Annotated in this window: 17 protein-coding genes; 2 read left to right on the top strand and 15 right to left on the bottom strand. The window is 47.2% G+C overall.

Annotated features, from left to right (window positions below):
• Positions 1 to 12 precede the first annotated feature (12 nt).
• Complete coding sequence (locus MHB54_RS07480; protein WP_264454085.1) at positions 13 to 795, bottom strand: YwaF family protein; 783 nt, start codon at positions 793 to 795, stop codon at positions 13 to 15.
• 140 nt (positions 796 to 935) lie between these two features.
• On the opposite strand from MHB54_RS07480, the gene MHB54_RS07485 reads away from it, so the two are divergent.
• The gene (locus tag MHB54_RS07485; RefSeq protein WP_013309048.1) at positions 936 to 1,148 is read left to right on the top strand and encodes a hypothetical protein; all 213 of its coding nucleotides are present in this window, start codon (positions 936 to 938) and stop codon (positions 1,146 to 1,148) included.
• Positions 1,149 to 1,241: 93 nt separating this feature from the next.
• On the opposite strand, the gene MHB54_RS07490 is transcribed toward MHB54_RS07485, so the two are convergent.
• From MHB54_RS07490 to MHB54_RS07520, 7 genes are all read right to left on the bottom strand, one after another.
• Positions 1,242 to 2,513, bottom strand: coding sequence for a methyl-accepting chemotaxis protein (locus MHB54_RS07490; protein ID WP_023987309.1), 1,272 nt, complete (start codon positions 2,511 to 2,513; stop codon positions 1,242 to 1,244).
• Positions 2,514 to 2,776: 263 nt separating this feature from the next.
• Positions 2,777 to 4,117, bottom strand: coding sequence for a hemolysin family protein (locus MHB54_RS07495; RefSeq protein WP_023987308.1), 1,341 nt, complete (start codon positions 4,115 to 4,117; stop codon positions 2,777 to 2,779).
• A gap of 141 nt (positions 4,118 to 4,258) precedes the next feature.
• A complete protein-coding gene (locus MHB54_RS07500; RefSeq protein WP_023987307.1) occupies positions 4,259 to 4,918 on the bottom strand; it encodes an SGNH/GDSL hydrolase family protein in 660 nt (219 codons plus the stop codon).
• 168 nt (positions 4,919 to 5,086) lie between these two features.
• The gene (locus tag MHB54_RS07505; RefSeq protein WP_023987306.1) at positions 5,087 to 6,004 is read right to left on the bottom strand and encodes a PD-(D/E)XK nuclease family protein; all 918 of its coding nucleotides are present in this window, start codon (positions 6,002 to 6,004) and stop codon (positions 5,087 to 5,089) included.
• A gap of 131 nt (positions 6,005 to 6,135) precedes the next feature.
• On the bottom strand, positions 6,136 to 7,431 hold the full coding sequence (locus tag MHB54_RS07510; protein WP_264454086.1) for a galactokinase: 1,296 nt from the start codon (positions 7,429 to 7,431) through the stop codon (positions 6,136 to 6,138).
• Between the two features lie 189 nt (positions 7,432 to 7,620).
• A complete protein-coding gene (locus tag MHB54_RS07515; protein WP_264454087.1) occupies positions 7,621 to 9,144 on the bottom strand; it encodes a copper amine oxidase N-terminal domain-containing protein in 1,524 nt (507 codons plus the stop codon).
• 101 nt (positions 9,145 to 9,245) lie between these two features.
• Positions 9,246 to 10,910: a PucR family transcriptional regulator gene (locus tag MHB54_RS07520; protein WP_023987304.1), complete on the bottom strand. Its 1,665-nt coding sequence runs from the start codon at positions 10,908 to 10,910 to the stop codon at positions 9,246 to 9,248.
• Between the two features lie 244 nt (positions 10,911 to 11,154).
• On the opposite strand from MHB54_RS07520, the gene ald reads away from it, so the two are divergent.
• Positions 11,155 to 12,285 (top strand): alanine dehydrogenase, encoded by a 1,131-nt coding sequence (gene ald, locus MHB54_RS07525; protein WP_023987303.1) that lies wholly within the window; start codon positions 11,155 to 11,157, stop codon positions 12,283 to 12,285.
• A gap of 91 nt (positions 12,286 to 12,376) precedes the next feature.
• Here the strand turns inward: ald and MHB54_RS07530 are convergent, their stop codons facing one another.
• The 7 genes from MHB54_RS07530 to MHB54_RS07560 all read right to left on the bottom strand — a co-directional run bounded on the left by MHB54_RS07530 (position 12,377) and on the right by MHB54_RS07560 (position 20,182).
• A complete protein-coding gene (locus MHB54_RS07530) occupies positions 12,377 to 12,913 on the bottom strand; it encodes a mismatch-specific DNA-glycosylase (protein WP_028543200.1) in 537 nt (178 codons plus the stop codon).
• 14 nt (positions 12,914 to 12,927) lie between these two features.
• Positions 12,928 to 13,791, bottom strand: coding sequence for an aldo/keto reductase (locus tag MHB54_RS07535; protein ID WP_028543201.1), 864 nt, complete (start codon positions 13,789 to 13,791; stop codon positions 12,928 to 12,930).
• A gap of 12 nt (positions 13,792 to 13,803) precedes the next feature.
• The gene (locus MHB54_RS07540) at positions 13,804 to 15,033 is read right to left on the bottom strand and encodes a hypothetical protein (protein WP_264454088.1); all 1,230 of its coding nucleotides are present in this window, start codon (positions 15,031 to 15,033) and stop codon (positions 13,804 to 13,806) included.
• Between the two features lie 146 nt (positions 15,034 to 15,179).
• Entirely contained in the window at positions 15,180 to 16,634 is a 1,455-nt protein-coding gene (locus tag MHB54_RS07545; protein ID WP_264454089.1) for a PstS family phosphate ABC transporter substrate-binding protein, read from the bottom strand.
• A 192-nt stretch (positions 16,635 to 16,826) separates the two neighbouring features.
• Positions 16,827 to 18,923: a DUF6449 domain-containing protein gene (locus MHB54_RS07550; RefSeq protein ID WP_053324776.1), complete on the bottom strand. Its 2,097-nt coding sequence runs from the start codon at positions 18,921 to 18,923 to the stop codon at positions 16,827 to 16,829.
• Positions 18,898 to 19,800, bottom strand: a complete 903-nt coding sequence (locus tag MHB54_RS07555) for an ABC transporter ATP-binding protein (protein ID WP_023987295.1) — start codon at positions 19,798 to 19,800, stop codon at positions 18,898 to 18,900. The genes MHB54_RS07550 and MHB54_RS07555 overlap by 26 nt, the downstream gene beginning before the upstream one ends.
• Positions 19,793 to 20,182, bottom strand: a complete 390-nt coding sequence (locus MHB54_RS07560) for a GntR family transcriptional regulator (RefSeq protein WP_023987294.1) — start codon at positions 20,180 to 20,182, stop codon at positions 19,793 to 19,795. The genes MHB54_RS07555 and MHB54_RS07560 overlap by 8 nt, the downstream gene beginning before the upstream one ends.
• Positions 20,183 to 20,228: the final 46 nt, after the last annotated feature.

Raw genomic sequence — 20,228 nt, forward strand, 5'->3', positions numbered from 1 at the left:
TTTACAACGGCTTTATATCGACCTGTCAGCACCATGCAGAGCTCCTTTGCGAAAGCGGACATACAGCCTGCCTCCTGGAAGCACCTCGAACAACAGCATCAGAAGCGAAAAGAACAGCAGTGCAATGGCTTCTTCTGCCAGAATGTACAGAGGATATGGCCCCAAAACATCCAATATCGACGGTGTCGACGGCTTTCCAGCTAGAAACATGTAGTTAGCACCGAGAGCATCGTCTACGATCCACACCATCAGCGCCAAGCCATTCAGAAAAAGCATAACTCCCCCCACACTCTTCCATGTCGGTTTGAGTCCTTCTATCCAGGTCATATACAAGGCTGCCAAAATAATAGCACTATGAGCTACGAAAAAATGGATAAAACGATAATGCGGAAATGTGTATGCCAAATTAGGCGTCAGTACGGCTTGGAGCGCCCCTCCAATTCCAGCAAAAAGGATGATCGGATATAACCAGCGGCTTCGAAAAATAAGCATCAGGATAGACAGCAGCAGTGTCACACTGCACAGTTCTAATGGCAATGAGGTCTGGACATCCCAAATATGCTGCATCACATACCAAATATTCAGAGTCACCTCTGACAGAATGAGAACTGTAATTAACAACCAGCGAATTCCCTCGCTTACAGGCTTGTTCGATCGAATCCATCCCCGAGTCAGCCACAGCATCAAAGCGCATACAATGAGTCCCAATATAGCCAACCCATGTGACGGAGTAAAAGCCTCGAACCCTTCTGGCGCATTGGCATCAAACCAAGGCCCTGACCACGACCTATCCATAGCTAGCCCCCTTTGATCTCTTTCTCTCTTCGTTGCATTCTATTTTATACCCAATAGCCGATTATGTTCTAGCCGTGTTTCTTGCTTGTTCAATACCTTACCTTTATGATAAAAGATATTATATTTAAAGGAGAACCCTCATGGCCATTAATCGCCGATTAATTACAGATCAGGATTTCAATGAGGCACTGGAACGTCATCTTCGTGTCCGAGTATTTCAGGATGACCAATTGATTGGCTCTGGCGGAATCATAATCCGTTTCGACGATCAAACCATCGTCGTGCAATCCAGCGTCAGTGATCTGGCTTACCACCCCAGAAAACAATGTGAGTTTTTTGAAATTAAAAAATAGCCACTACACACCGGGGAACCATTTTGCTTCGTTTTCCGGTGTGTAGCGGCTATATTTTGTTTGTATATATCATGCCTCACATGACGGCTTCTGTTATAGTTGCATTCCCCGTGTTTTCATCATGAGTTTATTCGTAAGCACTTTCAAATCCTCGGAAGAAGACGAAATTTCCTGCATAATTGCTGTCTCCTCATGAGCAGCTGTATAAATTTTGTGAGCTCCTTCAGAGAAGGCCCCTGACATTTGCTGAATACGATGGATCTGCTCAAAGGTTTGATCTACCCGGTTCGTCTGCTCCGTCACGGCTTCTTCCATTAAACGGATGCTCTCGACAAATTCACGTACAATAGCGTTCAAACGGTTCAGCGTCTGATCCACAGAGCTTGTCCGTTCCGCCTCAGCACTGACCAATGACGTCTGCTGATGCATCAACTGCACTGTCTCTACGATTTGTGACTGGACACGGCTAACGATGGCATTTATTTGCTGCACAGACTCCGTACTTTGGGCAGCAAGTGCGCGAATTTGGTGAGCCACTACAGCAAACCCGTTCCCTTCTTCTCCCGCACGCGCCGCTTCTATGGAAGCATTTAACGCCAGCAAATGGGTCTGTTCCGCAATATCCTTCACGGTGCTTGTAATCGCTTCAATTTGGGAAGCTTCTTTTTCCAGTCGGGCAATTACCTGCTGCGAACGACCATGTGATGCTGTCAGCTCTCCCATTCCATCCATCAGGGATGAAAATACGGTCTGCGTCGAATCTACTGAATGCTCCATATGGCCTGACAGTTCCAGCATATGCCCCGATTTGCTACGCATCATTTTAAAATCGCCCAGCATTCGGTCTGCTGTTTTAATAGATTGGGCAGATGCTTGCTTTTGCTGCTCCACGCCATTCAAAATATCTTCTACCACCGAAGACATGGACTCAATTTGTGTGGTAGCCTGCACAATAGCCAAGCTCAGATTTTCCGCACTTTGCGAAGTTGTTCTGGTGCTGTACGAGATCTCATTGAACATATCTTTAATGTTCAGCATCATATGCCGAAATGCATCATACAGAACTTTAATTTCATCCTCCGAACGACGTTCAGGAATCACAACAGACAGGTTCCCCGCCGAAGCTTCCTCTGCCGCCTTTGCCAACCTAACAATTGGCCGTGTGAGTAATTTTGAGATCAACCAGCCCAAAATGCCACTCCACAGAACACCCAATAACAGAATGATCGAAGTGTACACCCATTCTTGTGTACCTTGAGCAAGCCAGTCCTTGAGTACAAAAATAAAAAAAGCGCTTGTTCCATAGGTTATTGCAGAAATTGAGACAAATGCAGTAACCATTTTCGTACCTAGTGACATCTTCATGTACTGTAGCCCACCCCAAAAAACTCAAATTTGATTCCATTTTACCATAAAATTGCTACATTTCTAGTAGTATTTTTCATAGACAGATATATTCATGAGCATAAAGATACAGAGTCTTAAGTCCCCTACGCTAATTACCAAAAACAATATGTTACCAGGCAGCAGCTTGCATCTTAAAATGGACGAATCGCGCTGCTACAAGCTTTACAGGCCATTCGTCACATTTTAAGCGAGCTGTTACTCGACAAAGTCATTTTCCATTATTAAGAATCATTGTCATTTTTCCGTTCAACGACTGCTTTCTTAATCGCTTCAATTGTGTCTATTTGGTGACTGCTTTTTTCCAGTACGGTAAACTCCCATAAACCGATGGTCAGCTTCTCTCCTTGCTGGATATCAAAACGCTCTGAAAGCATCCATCCCCCAATTGTATATACGTCCCCGGCCTCAATATCCGTCTCCAAGCGTCGATTGACCTCATGAATGAGCGCCTGTGATTTGAGTATGTAACGATGATCATCTGTTTTTGTAATGAGTGGAGTTAACGCTGCGGGGGTTTCGGTGTCGGTATAGGAAGGAATGTCTCCAACAATCTCCTCCATAATGTCCTCCAGTGTGACAAGTCCAGATGTTCCACCATATTCGTCCACCAGCACCGCTACTGGAATGCGTCGTTTTTGCATCTGAATCAGCAGATCCCGAGCCTGAACCGTCTCGATAACCTGAAGCACCGGGTGAATATAAGAAGCCATCGTCGTATTCCCTGTGCTGTGCCCACGTGCCAAATCATGCAGGGCTTCCTTGACGCGAATCATCCCGATAATACGATCCCGGTCGCCATGTTCAGCTACAGGTAGAAAATTATAAACTTTGTCCTCGATCAGCTCCATAAACTCGGCCACTGTTGCCTGGTGGGAGATGGAACGGATGTGGATGCGCGGTACCATAATTTCCTGCGCCGCACGGTCGTCAAAATCAAATACATTGTTCAGATATCGATATTCTGTCGGTGTAATTTCACCACTACGAAAGCCTTCAGATAACGCCAAACGAAGCTCGGCTTCACTGAGTGCCGCATCTTCTTCAGATACCCTTTTGAGCCCGAAGAGACCCGTAATGACACGCGATGAACGACTGAGCACCCAATTCAGGGGATAGGTCATTTTATAGAATATCGTGATCGGACGGGCAAAAAACAATGCCATTGGTTCAGCAATCTGTATGGCGAATGTTTTCGGTACCAACTCCCCAATGACCACCTCGAAATAGGTCAAGATTAGAAAAGCCAGCAAAAAGGAGAGCACTCCCGTCAGGCCTGCTGGAATATGAGCCAACACAAACAGGGGATGTAGCAGATGTTCAACAGTAGATTCCCCTAGCCAGCCTAGCGCCATTGAGGTTAATGTGGTTCCGAGCTGACAAGCAGATAAATACTCGTCCAGCCGAGACAGAATGTTTTTAACGGCTTTCGCATTTTTGTTGCCTTCAGAGGCCAATTGATTGATGCGAGATACTCGCACACGAATAATGGAATACTCCGAGGCCACAAAAAAAGCAGTTAATGCGATAAGCAATATAACCAGAATGATATTTATCGTTTCCATAGCCCTCTCTTGCTCCGTTCATGACGAAGCAAGAAGCCCCCCCTTTGACATTCATTTTTGGATGGAACCATAACATAAGTAATGATGTCCATAATCGTGTATTACCCAAAAATGACAAGGAGTAGACTATGTATGCCCCTGTTAGCGAATCGCCAGCGGACTCTTTTGCACAATATCTATCCATTGATCAGCTATCAATTGATGCCCAACCGCTGTCGGATGAACCCCGTCATGCAGCCAATAGGAGGCGTCCGCCTGGATAGCGGCTTCGTTCAACATGCTCTGGAGCGGCACAAATACGGCCCCAAATTCGTCCGCAAGCTGACGTACAATACGCTGGTATCCCGTTATTTTTTCTTGCCAAATGTCCCATCGCGCCTCGGTAGCTCCCGTTTTCAAAATAAACGGCTCGCACAGCACGAGTCCCAGATCAGGCATCACTTCACGCGTTTCTTCCAGAAGGTGGCGATAGGCTCGTTCAAATCGGTCCGTCACCCCGGACGGCTCCTGCTCCACGATCCGCCAGGCGTCGTTCACTCCGATTAGAATACTGAGCAGGTCCGGCTTCAGGCTAAACGTGTCCTCATTCCAACGTGCATACAAATCCGAAACTCGATCCCCCGAAATTCCCCGGTTCACAAACTCTGGCTGCGTGGTAGTCAAACGGCTCCCCACCGCACCTGCGATCAGATACACATAGCTCTGACCCAGCCAATGGTTCGCGTCCTCATTTCGTCCCCTTCCTCCGTCTGTTATAGAATCTCCCTGAAAAAGAATACGTGCGTGTTCTATACTCGTCATCTTCCTAACTTCCTCCTTCGCATTTTCCAATAATACCCTTATCATACCTCGCAGCTTCTAAATTATAAAGCGGTTTCAAAACATAGAAGAATTATAGATTTGCCATATGGCCGGATTCACTAGCTTTAATTAGGGTAGGAATCCGGTGGCAAAGGCGATCAAGTCATTTCACATCGCTCGGTACTTACACACCTCACGAAAATTACAGCCTCCGCACGCTCTGCGTGAAGGCATCGGAGTGAAGAAAGATTCAGGCTTGGGGCGATTATAGTAATCGTCATCGAGACAGGACTTCATTTCCTCGATGTATCGTCCGACATTACCAACCACTTTGTCGATATCCTCTTGCGCGGGACGATACACCTCATGCTCTCCTGTCATCAGATACTCCACACGTACCTCGATCTTCTCCAATGGAAGCTGATAGTGCTCCTGCACATAGGAAGCATACAAAAAAAGTTGGTCGGAAAAATCGCCTTCCTTGCCTGTTTTCCAATCCACGATGACCAAGTCTCCATTGTCTCTACGGTAGAGCAAATCCATTTTGACATACACTTTCGTCTCGTGAAGGAGCATCGTATCCCACTTCTCCACTTCTACAATTTGGGCCTTTCCCTGTTGCAGTTCATGCCAAACCGCAGTACGGTATAAATTGTGTATCACCGCGTGCTGTCGCTCCTTAATAAGGGCGATCCGTTCCGAAAGCACCTCGTCGTCGTAATAAACCTCCGCCAGCATGACGCGATTTTTCGGATCTTGTAGCCATAGCTCACGGTGTAGCGATTCCTTGTAGCTGTCATTCAACATGTTCTTCATAGCTGTCTCGAGGTATGCTGTACGCGGGATAGCCCCTTTTTCCATCCATCCACGTATGACTGATTCACACATTTGATGCGTGATATTCCCGAATAAAATATATAAGTTGCTCAGTTGCTTGAGCCGATACAACGTAACTTGCTCTTCAGTGCCCTGTGCCGAATTCCAGCCATTATGCGAGCCGTAATAATGATAATAGTATTTGCGTAAGCATTCATCGAACGTTTGAGCCCTCGATTGCGAATAGGACCAGGACGGGTATATAGCCATGACAGGCCCTCCTTCATTAAAACTATCATCTCTTTATTATAACGCAAACCTAAGCTGTATCGGCGATAAAAAGGACAAAGACTTTAACCCATGGGTTAAAGTCTTCTACTGACTGACTAGTTTGTAAACTCTCAATGAGTCCGTTCAACATTTATCAAATCACTAACATTAACGGCACCGTCCTCACGGACGTTGACAACAAGTACCGGAGTTCCCAGCATTCCGCTGATCCACTCCTTATAATTATCCACATGATCATTCGGAAGAATCGTCAAGATGACACCAGCAAAGCCACCACCATGTACCCTGCATGCGCTGTTATCTATTGATTGTAAATACATTTCGGTTAAAGCCAGTGCAACCGATACGTCTTGTTCCCGCGCAACCCCACTTCTATATACGTTTTGGAGCCATTTCCATGAGGAATTACCAGATTCGGTAATGAGCCTCAGGAAATCAGTAAAGCGCCCCTCCTCCAGTGATTTCACTTGTTCATCCACACGCCTATTTTCTTCAAAAAAATGCAACGCCCGCAGTACTGCACGGTCTCCTGCTTTTTCCCTGACCATTTTAAGGTTGGCATATAGATCCTCTGGCAATAAGTCACGGCAAACCGAAGCGTCTAAAGACTGAGCCACTGCAAACATTTCGTTGGGCACCGCCGCGTAATCGTCCGTTAAATCAGCATGATTTCCGCCTGTATTTACAATAACAAGGGAATATCCGTTTTGTTCAAAATTCCAATGAACAGGATTTATGATCGGTTCCTTGGGATTTTCAAAGTCAATGGAAATCAAGCCGCCATATGCGCAAGCCATCTGATCAAGCAGCCCCGACGGCTTGTTCCAATAGCCATTTTCCGCATACTGACCAATTTTGGATTTAGCAACAGCATCTAACACTCCCTCGTTATAAAAATGATTTAATATCGTGCATATCAACATTTCAAAAGAAGCGGAAGAGCTTAAACCTGAAGCAGAGAATACATTACTTGATATATAAGCTTGGAATCCCCCGATACGGTATCCGAATTCAAGTAGACCAGCGGCAATACCACGGACCAGCAGCATCGTACTGTCATCCTCCGGTTTTGGCGACAAGTCGGTTAAATCGATGACGTACTTCGTCTTATAGCCTTCAGAAAAGAATGTAATTACAGACTCCTCCACTTTAGAAGCTGCAGCGATGGTATCGAGTGTTATACTGCCTGCCAGCACCTTCCCGTGATTGTGGTCTGTATGATTTCCACCAATTTCGCAACGTCCCGGAGCACTAAACAGTTCAATATCCCCTACACCAAAATGCTCCCGATACGCCTGTATAAGTGATTCATATCGAGTCGTTTGCTCAGAGATTTGCTGTTGACCGTACATTCGGGCAAGCACCATTTGTCCCTCTCTGGAATTCAATAGTTCCATATCTTTCATCGTATATCCCCCTAATTGTATGTGTTTTCCTATGCTGGAATGATACTATAATTATCTCAATTTTCCCTGTATAAAAGTATGGCACTTTTAAAATTTGTAAGCGCTTATTTTAATCGCTTTACTGAGCATTTTACCAATTTAACTAAAAAAGAACCAGCCCTAATTGGGCCGGTTCCTTGAATATCTTTTTTAGTCGCGTTTCAGTACATATTCCCCATCATTGTTACGAGTTACTGTGGCGCCAAGCGCCTCGGCAACTGATTTGAAAGGAACATACAATGTGCCATATTCATCCGTATATGGAGCTTGTGGCAGCGTCAATGTGCTTCCTTCCAATACAGCCTGTTTGGAGCCACTTTTCAGCTTAATCGTCTTACCTGTAATATCATCAATTACAGTAGTTTGTTTAGCAGCTGCATCCCATTTTAACTCGGAGTTCAGTTCGCTCGTCAGTTCACGCAATGGAATAAAGGCAGTGCCACCACGATTCTCCAAGACGTAGTAATCGTCTTTAGGATCGAAAATGGTTTCTACTTTTGTAATTTCCAAATCATTTTTTAAAATGTTGTAGATCGGAGAATTCGCTTCAAAATTGCGCAGCGTCGCTCCCGGAGTTAATTCAGCTTGTTTATTCAAGTCAATAACACCGTTAGAAATATCCACTTTATCAGCCGTCACCCTACCATTGACGTTCCAGGATTGAGTTTCGGTCAGAATTGTGAAGGACTTCACCGGAAGACCGTCCACATCTGGCAGAGCAACTGTCAAGTCTGTCGCTGCTTTGCGAACATTTCCTTTTTCATCAAAATACATGTCGCTTTTCAGAACCGTGTTAGCACTCAGAACCGTTTTGATTTCAGGGGACTGTGCATACATGGTGCTAACGCCTACATCATACTGATCAACGGCCAGATCCAAATACTTTTTAACTTCGGTATAAGCCTCATTGACCATTTTTTCTTTGTTAGCACTCAGTTCCGTTGTTACTTTATCACTACCTTCAATATTCATGCCGGAAGCAATCGTTTTAGTCATATCAATGGCTTGCCCGATCAGCTCTTTCAAGCCTGCTTCGTCCTTCGCCAGATTCGCCAGGAACGGTTTTACCAATGTTACCAGCTCATCACCACGAAGTTCAGCATGCAGATGGGTCAGTTTCACTTTGTCTTTTTCACCGTATACTTCCTCGGTTACAGACGTTGCAGAAATGGTAGAAGGGTTAGGCGCATGCTTGAGCATAAGTGCAGCGGCTGTTTTCGTCAGTTCTCTCACGTCTTTGGAATATACATATGGATCAAATCCAGCAGGCAGACCGCTCAAACTCTCTTGCGAGTTCAAAGATATGTAATAAGGTTTTTTGGCACCTTCCAGTTGAATAGCCAAACCTTGGCGGTCTAAAGCAAGTTCAAACGGCAAATTATACTTATCGATGTGCAATGTACCTTTGGCAGAAGCAAGTTCCTCCGATTGTACCTTGGCTTCATCCACAGTGACGGAAATCGAATTAATCAAATCTACGATTTCTTTATCTCCTTGCGTGATTCCTTCTTTTGGAGTCAATTTAAGAGAGATTTTCTCCGTTGTTTGCTGGGATTTCACATCAAGTGTTCCCAATAAATTTTTACTTACATCAAATCCACCTACTGCCTGGCAACCTGTCAAAGCTACCATTAACAGAATAAGAGGGACGGCGATCCATTTTTTTATATTCATATTAATCCCCTTTCAAGATATTTCCGTTATCTCTTCTATTATCTCAGTGTTAACACGCATTGTAAATGAGTAGAATGGAAAATAGAACTAGTTATTTAGGATCAATTTTCAGCCTGAAGCATTCGGTAAGCCAGTAGCGCCATCTCTAGGCAACGACGTTTGTCAGGGTCTGCCAGATTTCCCTCTATGATTTCATTAATTTTATCCAGCCGATTATAAAGGGTCTGTCTGTGAATGTACAAAATTCCGGCGGTATCACGCTTGGAGCCATGGGATTGAAAATAGGCATCCAGTGTATCCAGAAGCTGCATATGGTGCTCACGATCATGCGCAATCAGCCCGCCCAAATGGTCCTCTACGAACTCTTGTAGAAAAGGAATGCGGGGCACCGCCTTCAACAACTGATAGATTCCGATGCTGTCGTAAAATAACCGATCCTTCATGACTGGGACGCTTCGTGCCACTTCAATGACCTCATATGCCTCTTCAAAACTGCGATCCGTCCCCGTCATGCGATGCCTTACTTTACCAAAGCCTGCATGAATGCGCACCTTATCAAGCTGTCCTGCGGCATAATTCTGAATATATTGAACAGTATGGGCAAGCACTTTTTTCATTTGCGCTGCGGAACGCAGTGTTAATTCCTCCTTGGCACAAAGGATGTAGCATTGACTCCCCTTCATCATCAGCAGATTGTGCAACGTTTCTTTTTTCAACAATGAACGAAGCAGCACCAGCACATCCTGATTGATGGATTCCTTGCGTACCTGACTGGCATCCTTGTCCTGATGTTCCACCTCGATGACCCCTGCCCAAAATAAATACTGCCCCTTCGATAACAATCGCAGGCCCATTCGGGTCTGGGCCTGTTCTTCACTGGGAAGCTGTCCGCTCAATACATCCTGAATCAATTCATTTTGATTACGCAGCAATCGGTCTTCAAGAAACTGTGTTCTCAGTACCAATGTAGCGGCTGCCTTGGCAGTGTAATCGAGTAACAGCGACATTTCTTCCGTTGGCATTTCACTATGCAGCACCAAACCTACTGCGGAAAACACCTGACCGAAGCATACAACGGGCTGGAACAAGACGGCAGTGGATTCATTCAGGTGAAACAGCAGGTGCCCCTCCCGATCGGCGGTCATACTAGATTCCACTTCATTGGCATAAAAATCTGCAATACGGTCCGCCAAATCCGGCTGGACGGAAGGTACGAATCGATTGGTGTCAATGGAAGACATGTAGATGACCTGCCGGGCTGCATAGTCATGAAGCACACGCAAGAGGGCGTTCATATCAGTGCTGCGCAGGGTCTCCTGCTGAAGCTGACGTGAAAATCGCTCCAGATCTTTTAGGAGTTCATGATGTCGGTTAATAAGTAGGGAATGAATATCTTGTGTAATTTCAACAAAACGCACTGGCTGCTCAAATACGATGACCGGGAAGTGATGTCGTTCCGCCAACTCCAGAATTTCAGAGGGGATTTCATGAATGCTCGTGCCCAGCTCCACGCACAATCCCGCAGCTTCCGAGCGGATCAGTTGCTCCATATACTCGGCACGCTCTTCCCCCTTCCGTGTGAGCCACAGGCCGGTCGTCAAAATCAAGTCATGACGGCTCACAAACGGAGAAACATTTGTGATTTCTAGTACATGGACCCAACCCACACGGCGATTTACGCCCTGTTCCCCCGCCGCCAGTTTTGCCCGCCGGAAAACGGGACGTTCCAGCACATCCGCAATGGTAAATGTTTTTTTACCGTTCATCGGCATTCTCCTTATGTATATGTCTTTATGTCATTTTATATGACATATATTCATCAAAAAGTCGAGCCTTTAAGTCAGATAATCCGACAAAATGTATGATGTCAAGGAGCTTCCCCCCTTGTAAACTGTACCTAATCTAACATGAATTGCATTTATCGGCTTGAGTCCATGTAACTAATCGGCAAACTGCACAAAAATGATAGTGTAATTTTCTTAACAATTATTTTTAGGAGAGGTGAATGAAATGAAAATTGGGATTCCGAAAGAGATTAAAAACAACGAAAATCGTGTCGCTCTAACGCCTGCAGGTGCAGCTCAAATGATTCAACACGGACATCACGTATTTGTGGAAAGCCATGCAGGTGTTGAAAGCGGCTTTACGGATGGAGATTATGCCACTGCGGGTGCGACTCTTGTGCAACAAGCTGCGGACGTGTGGTCCCAGGCGGATCTGATTATCAAGGTAAAAGAGCCGCTCCCCTCTGAATACGGGTATTTTCGACCAGGATTGATTTTATTCACCTATCTGCATTTGGCTGCCGAGCCAGCACTGGCCCGCGCTTTAACAGACAACGGCGTAGCCGCCATTTCCTATGAGACGCTAGATGTTGAAGGCAGCCTCCCGCTGCTTACCCCGATGAGTGAGGTTGCCGGACGAATGGCTGTACAAATTGGAGCACAACTGCTGGAAAAACCAAAGGGTGGCAAAGGCATCCTGCTGGCAGGTGTGCCGGGGGTCAAACGCGGTAAAGTGACCATTATTGGCGGAGGGGTGGTCGGCACCAATGCTGCCAAGGTCGCCATCGGTCTCGGGGCAGATGTGACACTGATCGACCTGAGCCTGCAAAGACTGCGCCAACTGGACGATATTTTTGGCAATCAGCTCCATACGCTGGTGTCCACCCCGTCCAACATTGCTGAAGCCGTGGCGCAAAGTGATTTGCTGATCGGTGCTGTCCTGATCACTGGTGCCAAAGCCCCGCGGCTCGTAACGGAAGCCATGGTACAGACGATGCAGCCCGGCTCTGTGATTGTGGATGTCGCCATCGACCAAGGCGGCATAGTCGAGACGATTGACCACATCACGACACACGACCAGCCTACCTATGTGAAGCATGGCGTCATTCACTATGCGGTAGCAAACATGCCGGGCGCGGTACCGCAAACCTCGACGCTCGCTCTGACGAACGCGACGCTCCCCTTTGCTCTCCAGCTCGCAGATTTGGGTGTGCAGGAGGCGCTTCGCAGAAGCAAGCCACTGCTTAGCGGCACCAATGTCCTGAACGGACATATTACCTACGAAGCAGTCGCACGTGATCTGGGATATCCTTATGTTCCCGTGGAACAGGCATGGCAGGCGAAAGCCTTACAATAGAAACAGCTCAAAGAACCACACGCTCTTCCCAGCAGGGACTGGAGCGTGTGGTTCTTTTTGTGCTAGCTGTATTCACCATACTTACTGCATTTCAGACGATTTCTGACGAAAGGAACGTTTGAAGATGGCGATAAATATCTGTGATTTCTTCCAGCGACATGCGTACCAGTCCGCTAGACGAAGGTGCCACAAATTCATGCATCTCGGGAATTAGCGGTTCAGGCTGAAATCCCCAATCTACTTTGGATTTTTTACTGTATTCGGTGTACACGCCTTTGCCGACAAAGCAAGCAACCCTCGGGCGGTATTCCTTTAGCTTCTCGTATAGCTTCAGACGTCCTTCGGCGTATTCCTCGCGTGCAATGTCCTCTACTCCCCTCGTAGGACGGGAAACAATGTTCGTAAAGCCGAAGCCCAGCTTCAGCAGCTCCCGATCTTCCGATGGATCGTACAAGCGAGGTGTCAAGCCTGCTCCCTCCAGTATGCGCCAAAAGCGGTTGCGCGGATTCGCATAATGATGTCCTACCTCGCCTGATTTCAAGCTGGGATTAAAGCCGATGAATACAACGGATAATCCATAATCCAGATGATCATCTACCTCATGCAGTTCTGTCTCTCGCTCTGTCATGGGCTCCTCCTTTCTCAAACAATATCCAGCGGCTGCTTCCGCGTTGGCGGAGAAAAAGCTTCGTCTATTTGTTGAAGTTGTTCAGGAGTGAGCCGAATACTTGCTGCCGCTGCATTTTCTCGTACATGCGATTCCTGCACCGCCTTCGGAATTGCCCAGACATCACCGTCCCGTATGACCCACGCGAGCGCAATTTGGGATGGAGTTACCCCGTGGCTGGCAGCAATGTCTACCATAACAGGATGCTCCAGCAGACCCCGTCGCAAGCGGCCACCTTGGGCAATCGGGCAATAGGCCATCACAGGCACTCCATGCGTACGGCTCCAAGGTAGCAGATCATATTCGATGCCCCGCGAAGCCGCGTGATACAGCACTTGATTGACAGTGCAGGCTTCGCCTCCACCCAGGCTCCATAGCTCCTCCATGTCGGATTTGTCCAGATTGGACACTCCCCAGCTACGGATTTTGCCCTGCTCACGCAGTTTTTCCATGCCTTGTACCGTTTCTTCCAGCGGAATATTCCCGCGCCAATGCAACAGATACATGTCCATGTACTCTGTTCCCATTCGTGTTAGGCTCGCTTCGCACGCTTGAGCCAGTCCTTGGCGGTCCGCATGATGAGGATACGCCTTGCTAACAAGATAGACATCGTCCCGGCGACCCCGAATGGCCTCTCCGACGATCTCTTCTGCGCCGCCCTCCGCATACATTTCAGCCGTGTCCACCAGCGTCATACCCAGCTCCAAGCCTAGTTGAAGCGCGCGCACCTCTTCCTGCCGGAGTGACGCTTTTTCCCCCATATGCCACGTGCCCTGCCCGATTAGTGGTACTTCACGACCGTCAGTCCATCTAATCACACTTTTCTTATGTTGGCTCATATTCATCCCTCCTTAGGATCCTGATGCCACAGACTTGTCAAATACATGGCTCTGCGTCCAATGCTGTCCACCATCCGAGGTGGTATACATAACTGGGGCCTGCTCTGAATCTGAGAAAATAGCCCAGCCTTCCTTGGCATTTGCCATCCCGATTTGCTGACCGCCATAACCGTCAAAGCCTTGCTTGCCATTGTTCCACGTCTTGCCGCCGTCAGTCGTCCAGCCGATCGTATTAGGCTTGTCGCACGGTGCGCAGTAGCCACCCATCCATGCGGTACTGCTATTAACCGGATAGAGCATACCTGGTGCCGTCCCTTCATTTTTGGCAACCTGGTTCTCTTGCTGGCTAATACCTGGTGCCGGACCGCCGCCAGCGGTGGCATTCGCCAGCACAGCACGCCAGCTTTGTCCACTATCGGCAGTATGCCAAAGCGAATACGACGTCTGATTCATCCCCGTATCTCCAACCAGCTCGATCCATGCGTTGCCACGTTCTACCGAACGAATAATGGCTCCATTTAGAGGCGCCTCCGTTGTGCGTGACATGACAGTAGTCCACTTTTGGCCCCCGTTAACAGTGTGTAAAATCTGAAACGAACGGTCTGTGTCCTGCGTAACCGCCCAGCCGTTTTGCCGATCATGGTAATATGGCTGTCCTACCATGTGGCCAGGCATGGGGAGCGAAGACCAGCTATGCCCGCCATCCTTCGTATATTGGCTGCCACTGAACCCTTCCTTGGACGATACAAAGTGTAAAAAGCCCGCTTGCCCTTGCTCAGGTACAGTCCCCACAACCTCCCAGCGTTTGCCGCCATCGCGAGTGGCCAGCAGCGATCCGCTGTCTGCCATCACAGTCCAGGCCTGCTGTCCGTTCAAGGCAAAAATCTGCTGAACCGTACCTTGGCCCTGATATTGCACATTCCACGTCGATCCGACTGAATCGGATGCAGCCGCGTCCGTTCGGGCAATCCAGCCATTTCCGCCGATCCAGCCGGATTGACCGTCGATCAAACGCAGCGCGGTAATATTGTCCATGCGGACCTTCGCTATAGTAGAGTCTGTGGTTGCTTGTCCTCCTGTTTTCGGTGTATCTACAGTTGTTCCCGAACCATTCGCTTGTGCCGAGGCGGCACCCTTTTGCTCATTTTGAGCCGTTTGTCCTGTTTGCGAGCCTGTTTCACACCCCGCTGTCACTATGGCTACGGCGAGCAAAAGCACCCATACCGATGTTTTTTTCTTCATTTTCGTTCATCCCCTTATGTTGGTGATATACATGCTGTGCGGGTATTGTATTCACAGCAAAGCATATTCTATGTATTACCCTGCTGTCTTCGTTTCACTCTTAAGGTGAATATACGGGTGACTGTATGCGAACCATCGTTTCAGGTTTACGAGTTTACAGGAACAAAGCCGCCTTTTTCGATGGCCCGGGTTCCTTCTTCACTTTGCAGCCATTCGAGTAATCGTTGCATCGAAGGGCTTGGTTTCTCGCCTTCCCGTGTGACCACGAACAGTTGAGCTGTGAATGGATATTGCTTCGAGCGAATGTGTTCTTTGTTCGGCTCTACTCCATCAATAGACAAAAATTTGACCTCTTGACGATTATGCATCACATTTGCAAAATAATAAAATGAATATCCGAGCGCGTTGTGATCCTTGTTAAAATCTGCGACTGCATTAATCATACCACCCATAATGCCAATTTGTAGTTCACGTGGCGGGTCAGCCATCTCATGGCCTGCCATCACTTTCTTTTGCATGTATGTCTGACTGCCTGAATTTTCTTCTCGCTGATAAGCAATGATCGGCTGATCCTTGCCCCCTACTTCATTCCAATTATGGATAGCCCCTTCATATATGCGGCGTACCTGCTCCGAAGAAAGTCCGTCAACCGGATTATCTTGATGCACGAGAAAAATAAACGCATCCCACCCAATGGGTGTTAGCCTCATTTGTATTCCCCGGCTTTTTGCCAGACGCAGTTCCTCATCGGAAGGACCGGCCACCAGGATCAGATCCGCCTTCTTTTCGATCAAATTGACATATGCCTGATGGGTCGTGTTGAATCTCAGCTCGTGCGCCGCTCGCGCCTTGCTCATTCCAGTCAGTTCATGCAGCATATCCTGCGCAAACGGAATGGCCGCCGTAGCCCCGTCAACTACCGGAAAATCCTTCTCTGCAATGTACGGGCGTTGAGGAAGCATCAGTGTAATCGTCAGCACAATGACGAGCGCAGCAGATATCGCGGCAACAATCCATTGCCATCTATGATCCACCTTACCATTCTTGTCGGTTAGCGCTGGATAACGATTCACCCCAACTCCTACTACCATGCCAGCTATCGGCAGCAGTGCTGCCAGTAGAAACCAGATTTCACCATGCTGTGTATATGGCCCCAGTACCTCCAACACAGGCTCTGCCCAGGCGTGATAGAGTGAAAAAAGTTCCCACGCCCCTCCCCACACTTCAGCAGGTTGACCACCAGACCCTTGTATTCCTATAATCCACAACCACAGCCCACATAATAATGATAATAGCCCAGTCAGCATCAGCGAAAGCTTGCCCCTGCTGGACACACGTGCACTCAAGGCACCATAAGCTGCAAAAATGAGACCGATAATCCATGCATATAGAAGCAGTATTACAAACACAGTTGTATCTGTGACACCTTCATGCCTCAGCAGAAGCTGCACTTGGGGTGCCACAACCATACTCCAAACTACATTAAACATGACTGAAAACAATCCAAACATAAACGTACCGCCCAGCCATGGCCAAAACCATGCTATCCGCACAGACTCGTCCTTTTCCGGCTTGGTTATAACTCCCTTTGGATCAGACATGTACATCCCCCTATATCTAATGAATGAAATGAGACTGAAAGCCATCGCTTCTTCATTGTACAATTATGGTAAAGATTAGTATACGAGAGGAGGAAAAAATGTCCTTATCCGGTCATCCGAACGAGGAGGCACTCAAGCTGCGTATGGCAAAAAAGGCCTCCCCCACGGGAAAGGCCTTTTTGGTATCGGATTTTAAGGAACTGTCGGTAAAGCCTTTGCAAGCTCCGGTGTCATTTCGTTTGGAGTTAAATAGCAATAGCGTGTATGGGGGTCTGAACTAAATAAAGGTTTGATCTTGACCTGAACCAGGTAAGTGCCTTTCGCCCTATTTGGAGTATAGCTATAGGGTCTGCGCTTTTCCAGTACAGTGCTCCAGAGCTTCGGATCTTCAATCGTTATTGCTTTATGCTTCTGTTGGATGCTTTTAAATAGCTTATAGTCTTCAATATACTGATTGGGTTGATAAGGTTCAAGCTCTTCAGCAATAATAGGAACAGCCCGTATCGAAAAAATATCCTTGGAATCAATGATCACCTTATCCGCATACCCCTTTTGCTCTAGCCAACCTGTAAGCTTGTGATAGGAAGCCGGCCATTCAAATGAAAATTCACGATGCCAGCTCGGTTCGTTATTGGTAAAGGATGACTCTTTGTTTGTAATAGAAACACTCCCTAGGGGATATCGATGTGATTGCATTTCGCTATAACTCATATTTAATACTTCTTCTCTGAGTATATCTTCAAATTCACGAGTTTCTTTTGGATTGGTTAAAACCACTCGTCTTTCATTATCATCTACGGATTGGATATTAATCGTCTCTGCTTTTCCTTGCAGCTTATCCAGCTCGTATCTTACCGTTTTATAAGGCTCTGCTTCCATCACTTTAGTCAGTTCTGTCCGGAAAGGCTTCTCCGGGAATGTATAGCGGCGAGTCATGGTGGAACCATCATCCAAGCGGTAGATTATGACTGCCCTTTCGACGGCCAGGTTTTTGGACAATGTTTTCTCGCCAGCTGCATGTGCACGTACGAGTTCACGATGTAAATTCAGCACAGAGGCGATATAGGCCCTGTCTTGGGAGTAATAAGCTTCTTTTTCTGCATTTCCCCCTAGAGGCTCCTCTTGCCCGACATAAACTTTTTCTACGGAGTGTGCTGTTGGAATCCGCCCCTCATAACCCAACCAACCTGATATCGGGATATATAGTACCAGCCCCATGATCACACCGTACACGACCATTTCCACCAAAGCTCGAACACGCACAATTTGCCACGTCTTGCGGACGACCATCTCTACAACGATATAGCCTAGAACAGCTCCAAGTGCATACCCAAAAATCGACCAATTAGCTCCTCTTGTACCTGCATTATAAAAATAATCGCCTAGTACAAGCATAGCGCATAGTATAACCCCTGCCTTGAACAAAGGTTGAAAGAAAGAGAAAGCCATTGCCTGAGTCGCCTTCTCGACCAAGCGTTTACGATACAAACCATAACTCAAGGCGACAAACAGCAGGGAGATACCTATATAGGCAAGCAGCTCCATGTAAGAAAAGGCGCGATTCGGCAAGTTGTCCATAATGCGTACAAACGGCGATAAGTTTTCCCAAATATTATTATTGCTGCGAAACTCCGAACCGTTAATATATTGGACAATGGTTTCTTGCACCCGCACATATCCGTATAAATTACGCTCCAGAAAACGCCCCATCATCATGAATAGAAACTGAGGCAATAGCAATAAAACATACACTACTACGGTCTGTAGCAACGATTGTCCCACACAAATACCTACAAACACGGTAAAGGTAAAAAAGAAAATCGTAAGGACGGATACGACCAGTGCCCATGAACCAATATCATGGATATGAAAAATATAAGGCAGTTCGACTGACGTGTTAACCCAGGCAGTTACTCCCGCAGTCAGCCATACAGGTACAAGTAAAAGAATAAGACCGCTAATCAAATGTGCCGTTAATAGATGCTCTCTACGCAAAGGTAGGCTATGATACAAATCGGATGGCCCCTGTCGCTGAACAAAACGAAGCAGCATCACACCTGCCAGCACGGGTACGGTCGTTAAGATTAATTTTTGCAATTCATTACCTGAGCTTGTGTTATCAAACAAGCTTTTTAAAACCACTCGTGGTTGTTCATCACCAATGCTCATAAACAATGGCAGCAGTACTGTAAACAGCAATCCTACCAAGTACAATAGACCGATCCAGCCATGCTGTCTCAGGCATTGGCGAATTACGCCGCCGCTACAGAAGAATCGGTTGGATGTCATAACCTGCGTCCTCCATTTCATAAATGAAAATTTCTTCAAGCGTCAACGGCAGCAAATCAAACACATGCGGCTCATACGCCTCAATCGTCTCTGCAATCCGCTCTCGTTCCCCCCGGATAATGAGCAGCAGAACACTGCCCCTCCGCTCCTTATGTACAACCGAAAGTTGTCCACATACGGTTTCCTCATGCGTGCTTTCACGAAAGGCAACCTGCACCTTATGCGTATCAGACTTGAGGTCGTCGACCTCTTTTTCCAACAGCATCCGCCCCTGGTGCATAATGCCGACGTGATCACACATGTCTTCTATTTCACGCAAATTATGAGATGAGATCACGACGGTCATCTCGCGTGCAGCGGTTTCCTGGAACAGTAAATTTTTGATCATTCTACGCATCACCGGGTCCAGCCCATCAATCGGTTCATCCAAAATGAGCAGCTCAGGCATACAGCTCAAGGCAAGCAAAAAAGCAGCCTGGCGCTTCATCCCCTTGGAAAAACGGTGGAGCTTTCGTTTAGGATCTAGCTTAAAAATCTCCGTAAGCTGTATGTAGCGTTCCTCGCTCCAGCTCGGATAAATGGAGCGGTAAAACCGGGCCATCTGACGAATTGTCGCTTGCGGAAAAAAATAGGGGGTGTCTGGCATAAACAGAATGTGCTGCTTGACTTCAGGCTGCTCATATACGGACTGTCCGCCAATCAGTACCTTTCCTGCATCCGGTCGGTAAATCCCGGCGATGATTTTGAGCAGTGTCGTTTTCCCTGCCCCGTTCGAGCCCAGCAACCCAAAAATAGAGCCCTTCTTCACCGTAAGGGCGAGCTGATCGACAGCCTTTTCTTCTGTAAATGTCTTTGTGACTTCCCTTAATTCAATCAAGGGACATCCCCCTTTCCTTTGTTTGTATAGCTTCCACGTATATGTCGTCCACTTCCTGCTGCGTAAAACCGAAATGGACGGCTTCGATCATCTGTTTTAACAATGCCGCCCGAATCTCATCCCGCTTTATTTGCTGCGGCTGATGCTCGGCAGGTGTGACAAAGCTGCCTTTGCCTTGAACGGAATAAATGTATCCTTCTCGTTCCAACTCTCGATACGCCTTCTGAATCGTATTCGGATTCACCGTAAGCTGAGCGGACAATGTCCGTACGGAAGGCAATTGCTCATCCGGCTGAAGTGATCCGTACACGATCATTTCCTTTACCCTGTCCATAAGCTGTTCGTAGATCGGCTTGCGGCTGCGGATATCCAGCTCGAACATGGACTTCCTCCTTTCAAGACTTATTCTGATTCACTTGTATATACTG

Origin of the sequence: Paenibacillus sp. FSL M7-0802 (assembly GCF_038004945.1) — a bacterium.
In the GTDB taxonomy this organism is placed as follows: domain Bacteria; phylum Bacillota; class Bacilli; order Paenibacillales; family Paenibacillaceae; genus Paenibacillus; species Paenibacillus polymyxa_B.

Coding starts and splice junctions, on each gene's coding strand:
- MHB54_RS07480 (WP_264454085.1), bottom strand. CDS start 795: ATGGATAGGTCGTGGTCAGGGCCTTGGTTTGATGCCAATGCGCCAGAA.
- MHB54_RS07485 (WP_013309048.1), top strand. CDS start 936: ATGGCCATTAATCGCCGATTAATTACAGATCAGGATTTCAATGAGGCA.
- MHB54_RS07490 (WP_023987309.1), bottom strand. CDS start 2,513: ATGAAGATGTCACTAGGTACGAAAATGGTTACTGCATTTGTCTCAATT.
- MHB54_RS07495 (WP_023987308.1), bottom strand. CDS start 4,117: ATGGAAACGATAAATATCATTCTGGTTATATTGCTTATCGCATTAACT.
- MHB54_RS07500 (WP_023987307.1), bottom strand. CDS start 4,918: ATGACGAGTATAGAACACGCACGTATTCTTTTTCAGGGAGATTCTATA.
- MHB54_RS07505 (WP_023987306.1), bottom strand. CDS start 6,004: ATGGCTATATACCCGTCCTGGTCCTATTCGCAATCGAGGGCTCAAACG.
- MHB54_RS07510 (WP_264454086.1), bottom strand. CDS start 7,431: ATGAAAGATATGGAACTATTGAATTCCAGAGAGGGACAAATGGTGCTT.
- MHB54_RS07515 (WP_264454087.1), bottom strand. CDS start 9,144: ATGAATATAAAAAAATGGATCGCCGTCCCTCTTATTCTGTTAATGGTA.
- MHB54_RS07520 (WP_023987304.1), bottom strand. CDS start 10,910: ATGAACGGTAAAAAAACATTTACCATTGCGGATGTGCTGGAACGTCCC.
- ald (WP_023987303.1), top strand. CDS start 11,155: ATGAAAATTGGGATTCCGAAAGAGATTAAAAACAACGAAAATCGTGTC.
- MHB54_RS07530 (WP_028543200.1), bottom strand. CDS start 12,913: ATGACAGAGCGAGAGACAGAACTGCATGAGGTAGATGATCATCTGGAT.
- MHB54_RS07535 (WP_028543201.1), bottom strand. CDS start 13,791: ATGAGCCAACATAAGAAAAGTGTGATTAGATGGACTGACGGTCGTGAA.
- MHB54_RS07540 (WP_264454088.1), bottom strand. CDS start 15,033: ATGAAGAAAAAAACATCGGTATGGGTGCTTTTGCTCGCCGTAGCCATA.
- MHB54_RS07545 (WP_264454089.1), bottom strand. CDS start 16,634: ATGTCTGATCCAAAGGGAGTTATAACCAAGCCGGAAAAGGACGAGTCT.
- MHB54_RS07550 (WP_053324776.1), bottom strand. CDS start 18,923: ATGACATCCAACCGATTCTTCTGTAGCGGCGGCGTAATTCGCCAATGC.
- MHB54_RS07560 (WP_023987294.1), bottom strand. CDS start 20,182: ATGTTCGAGCTGGATATCCGCAGCCGCAAGCCGATCTACGAACAGCTT.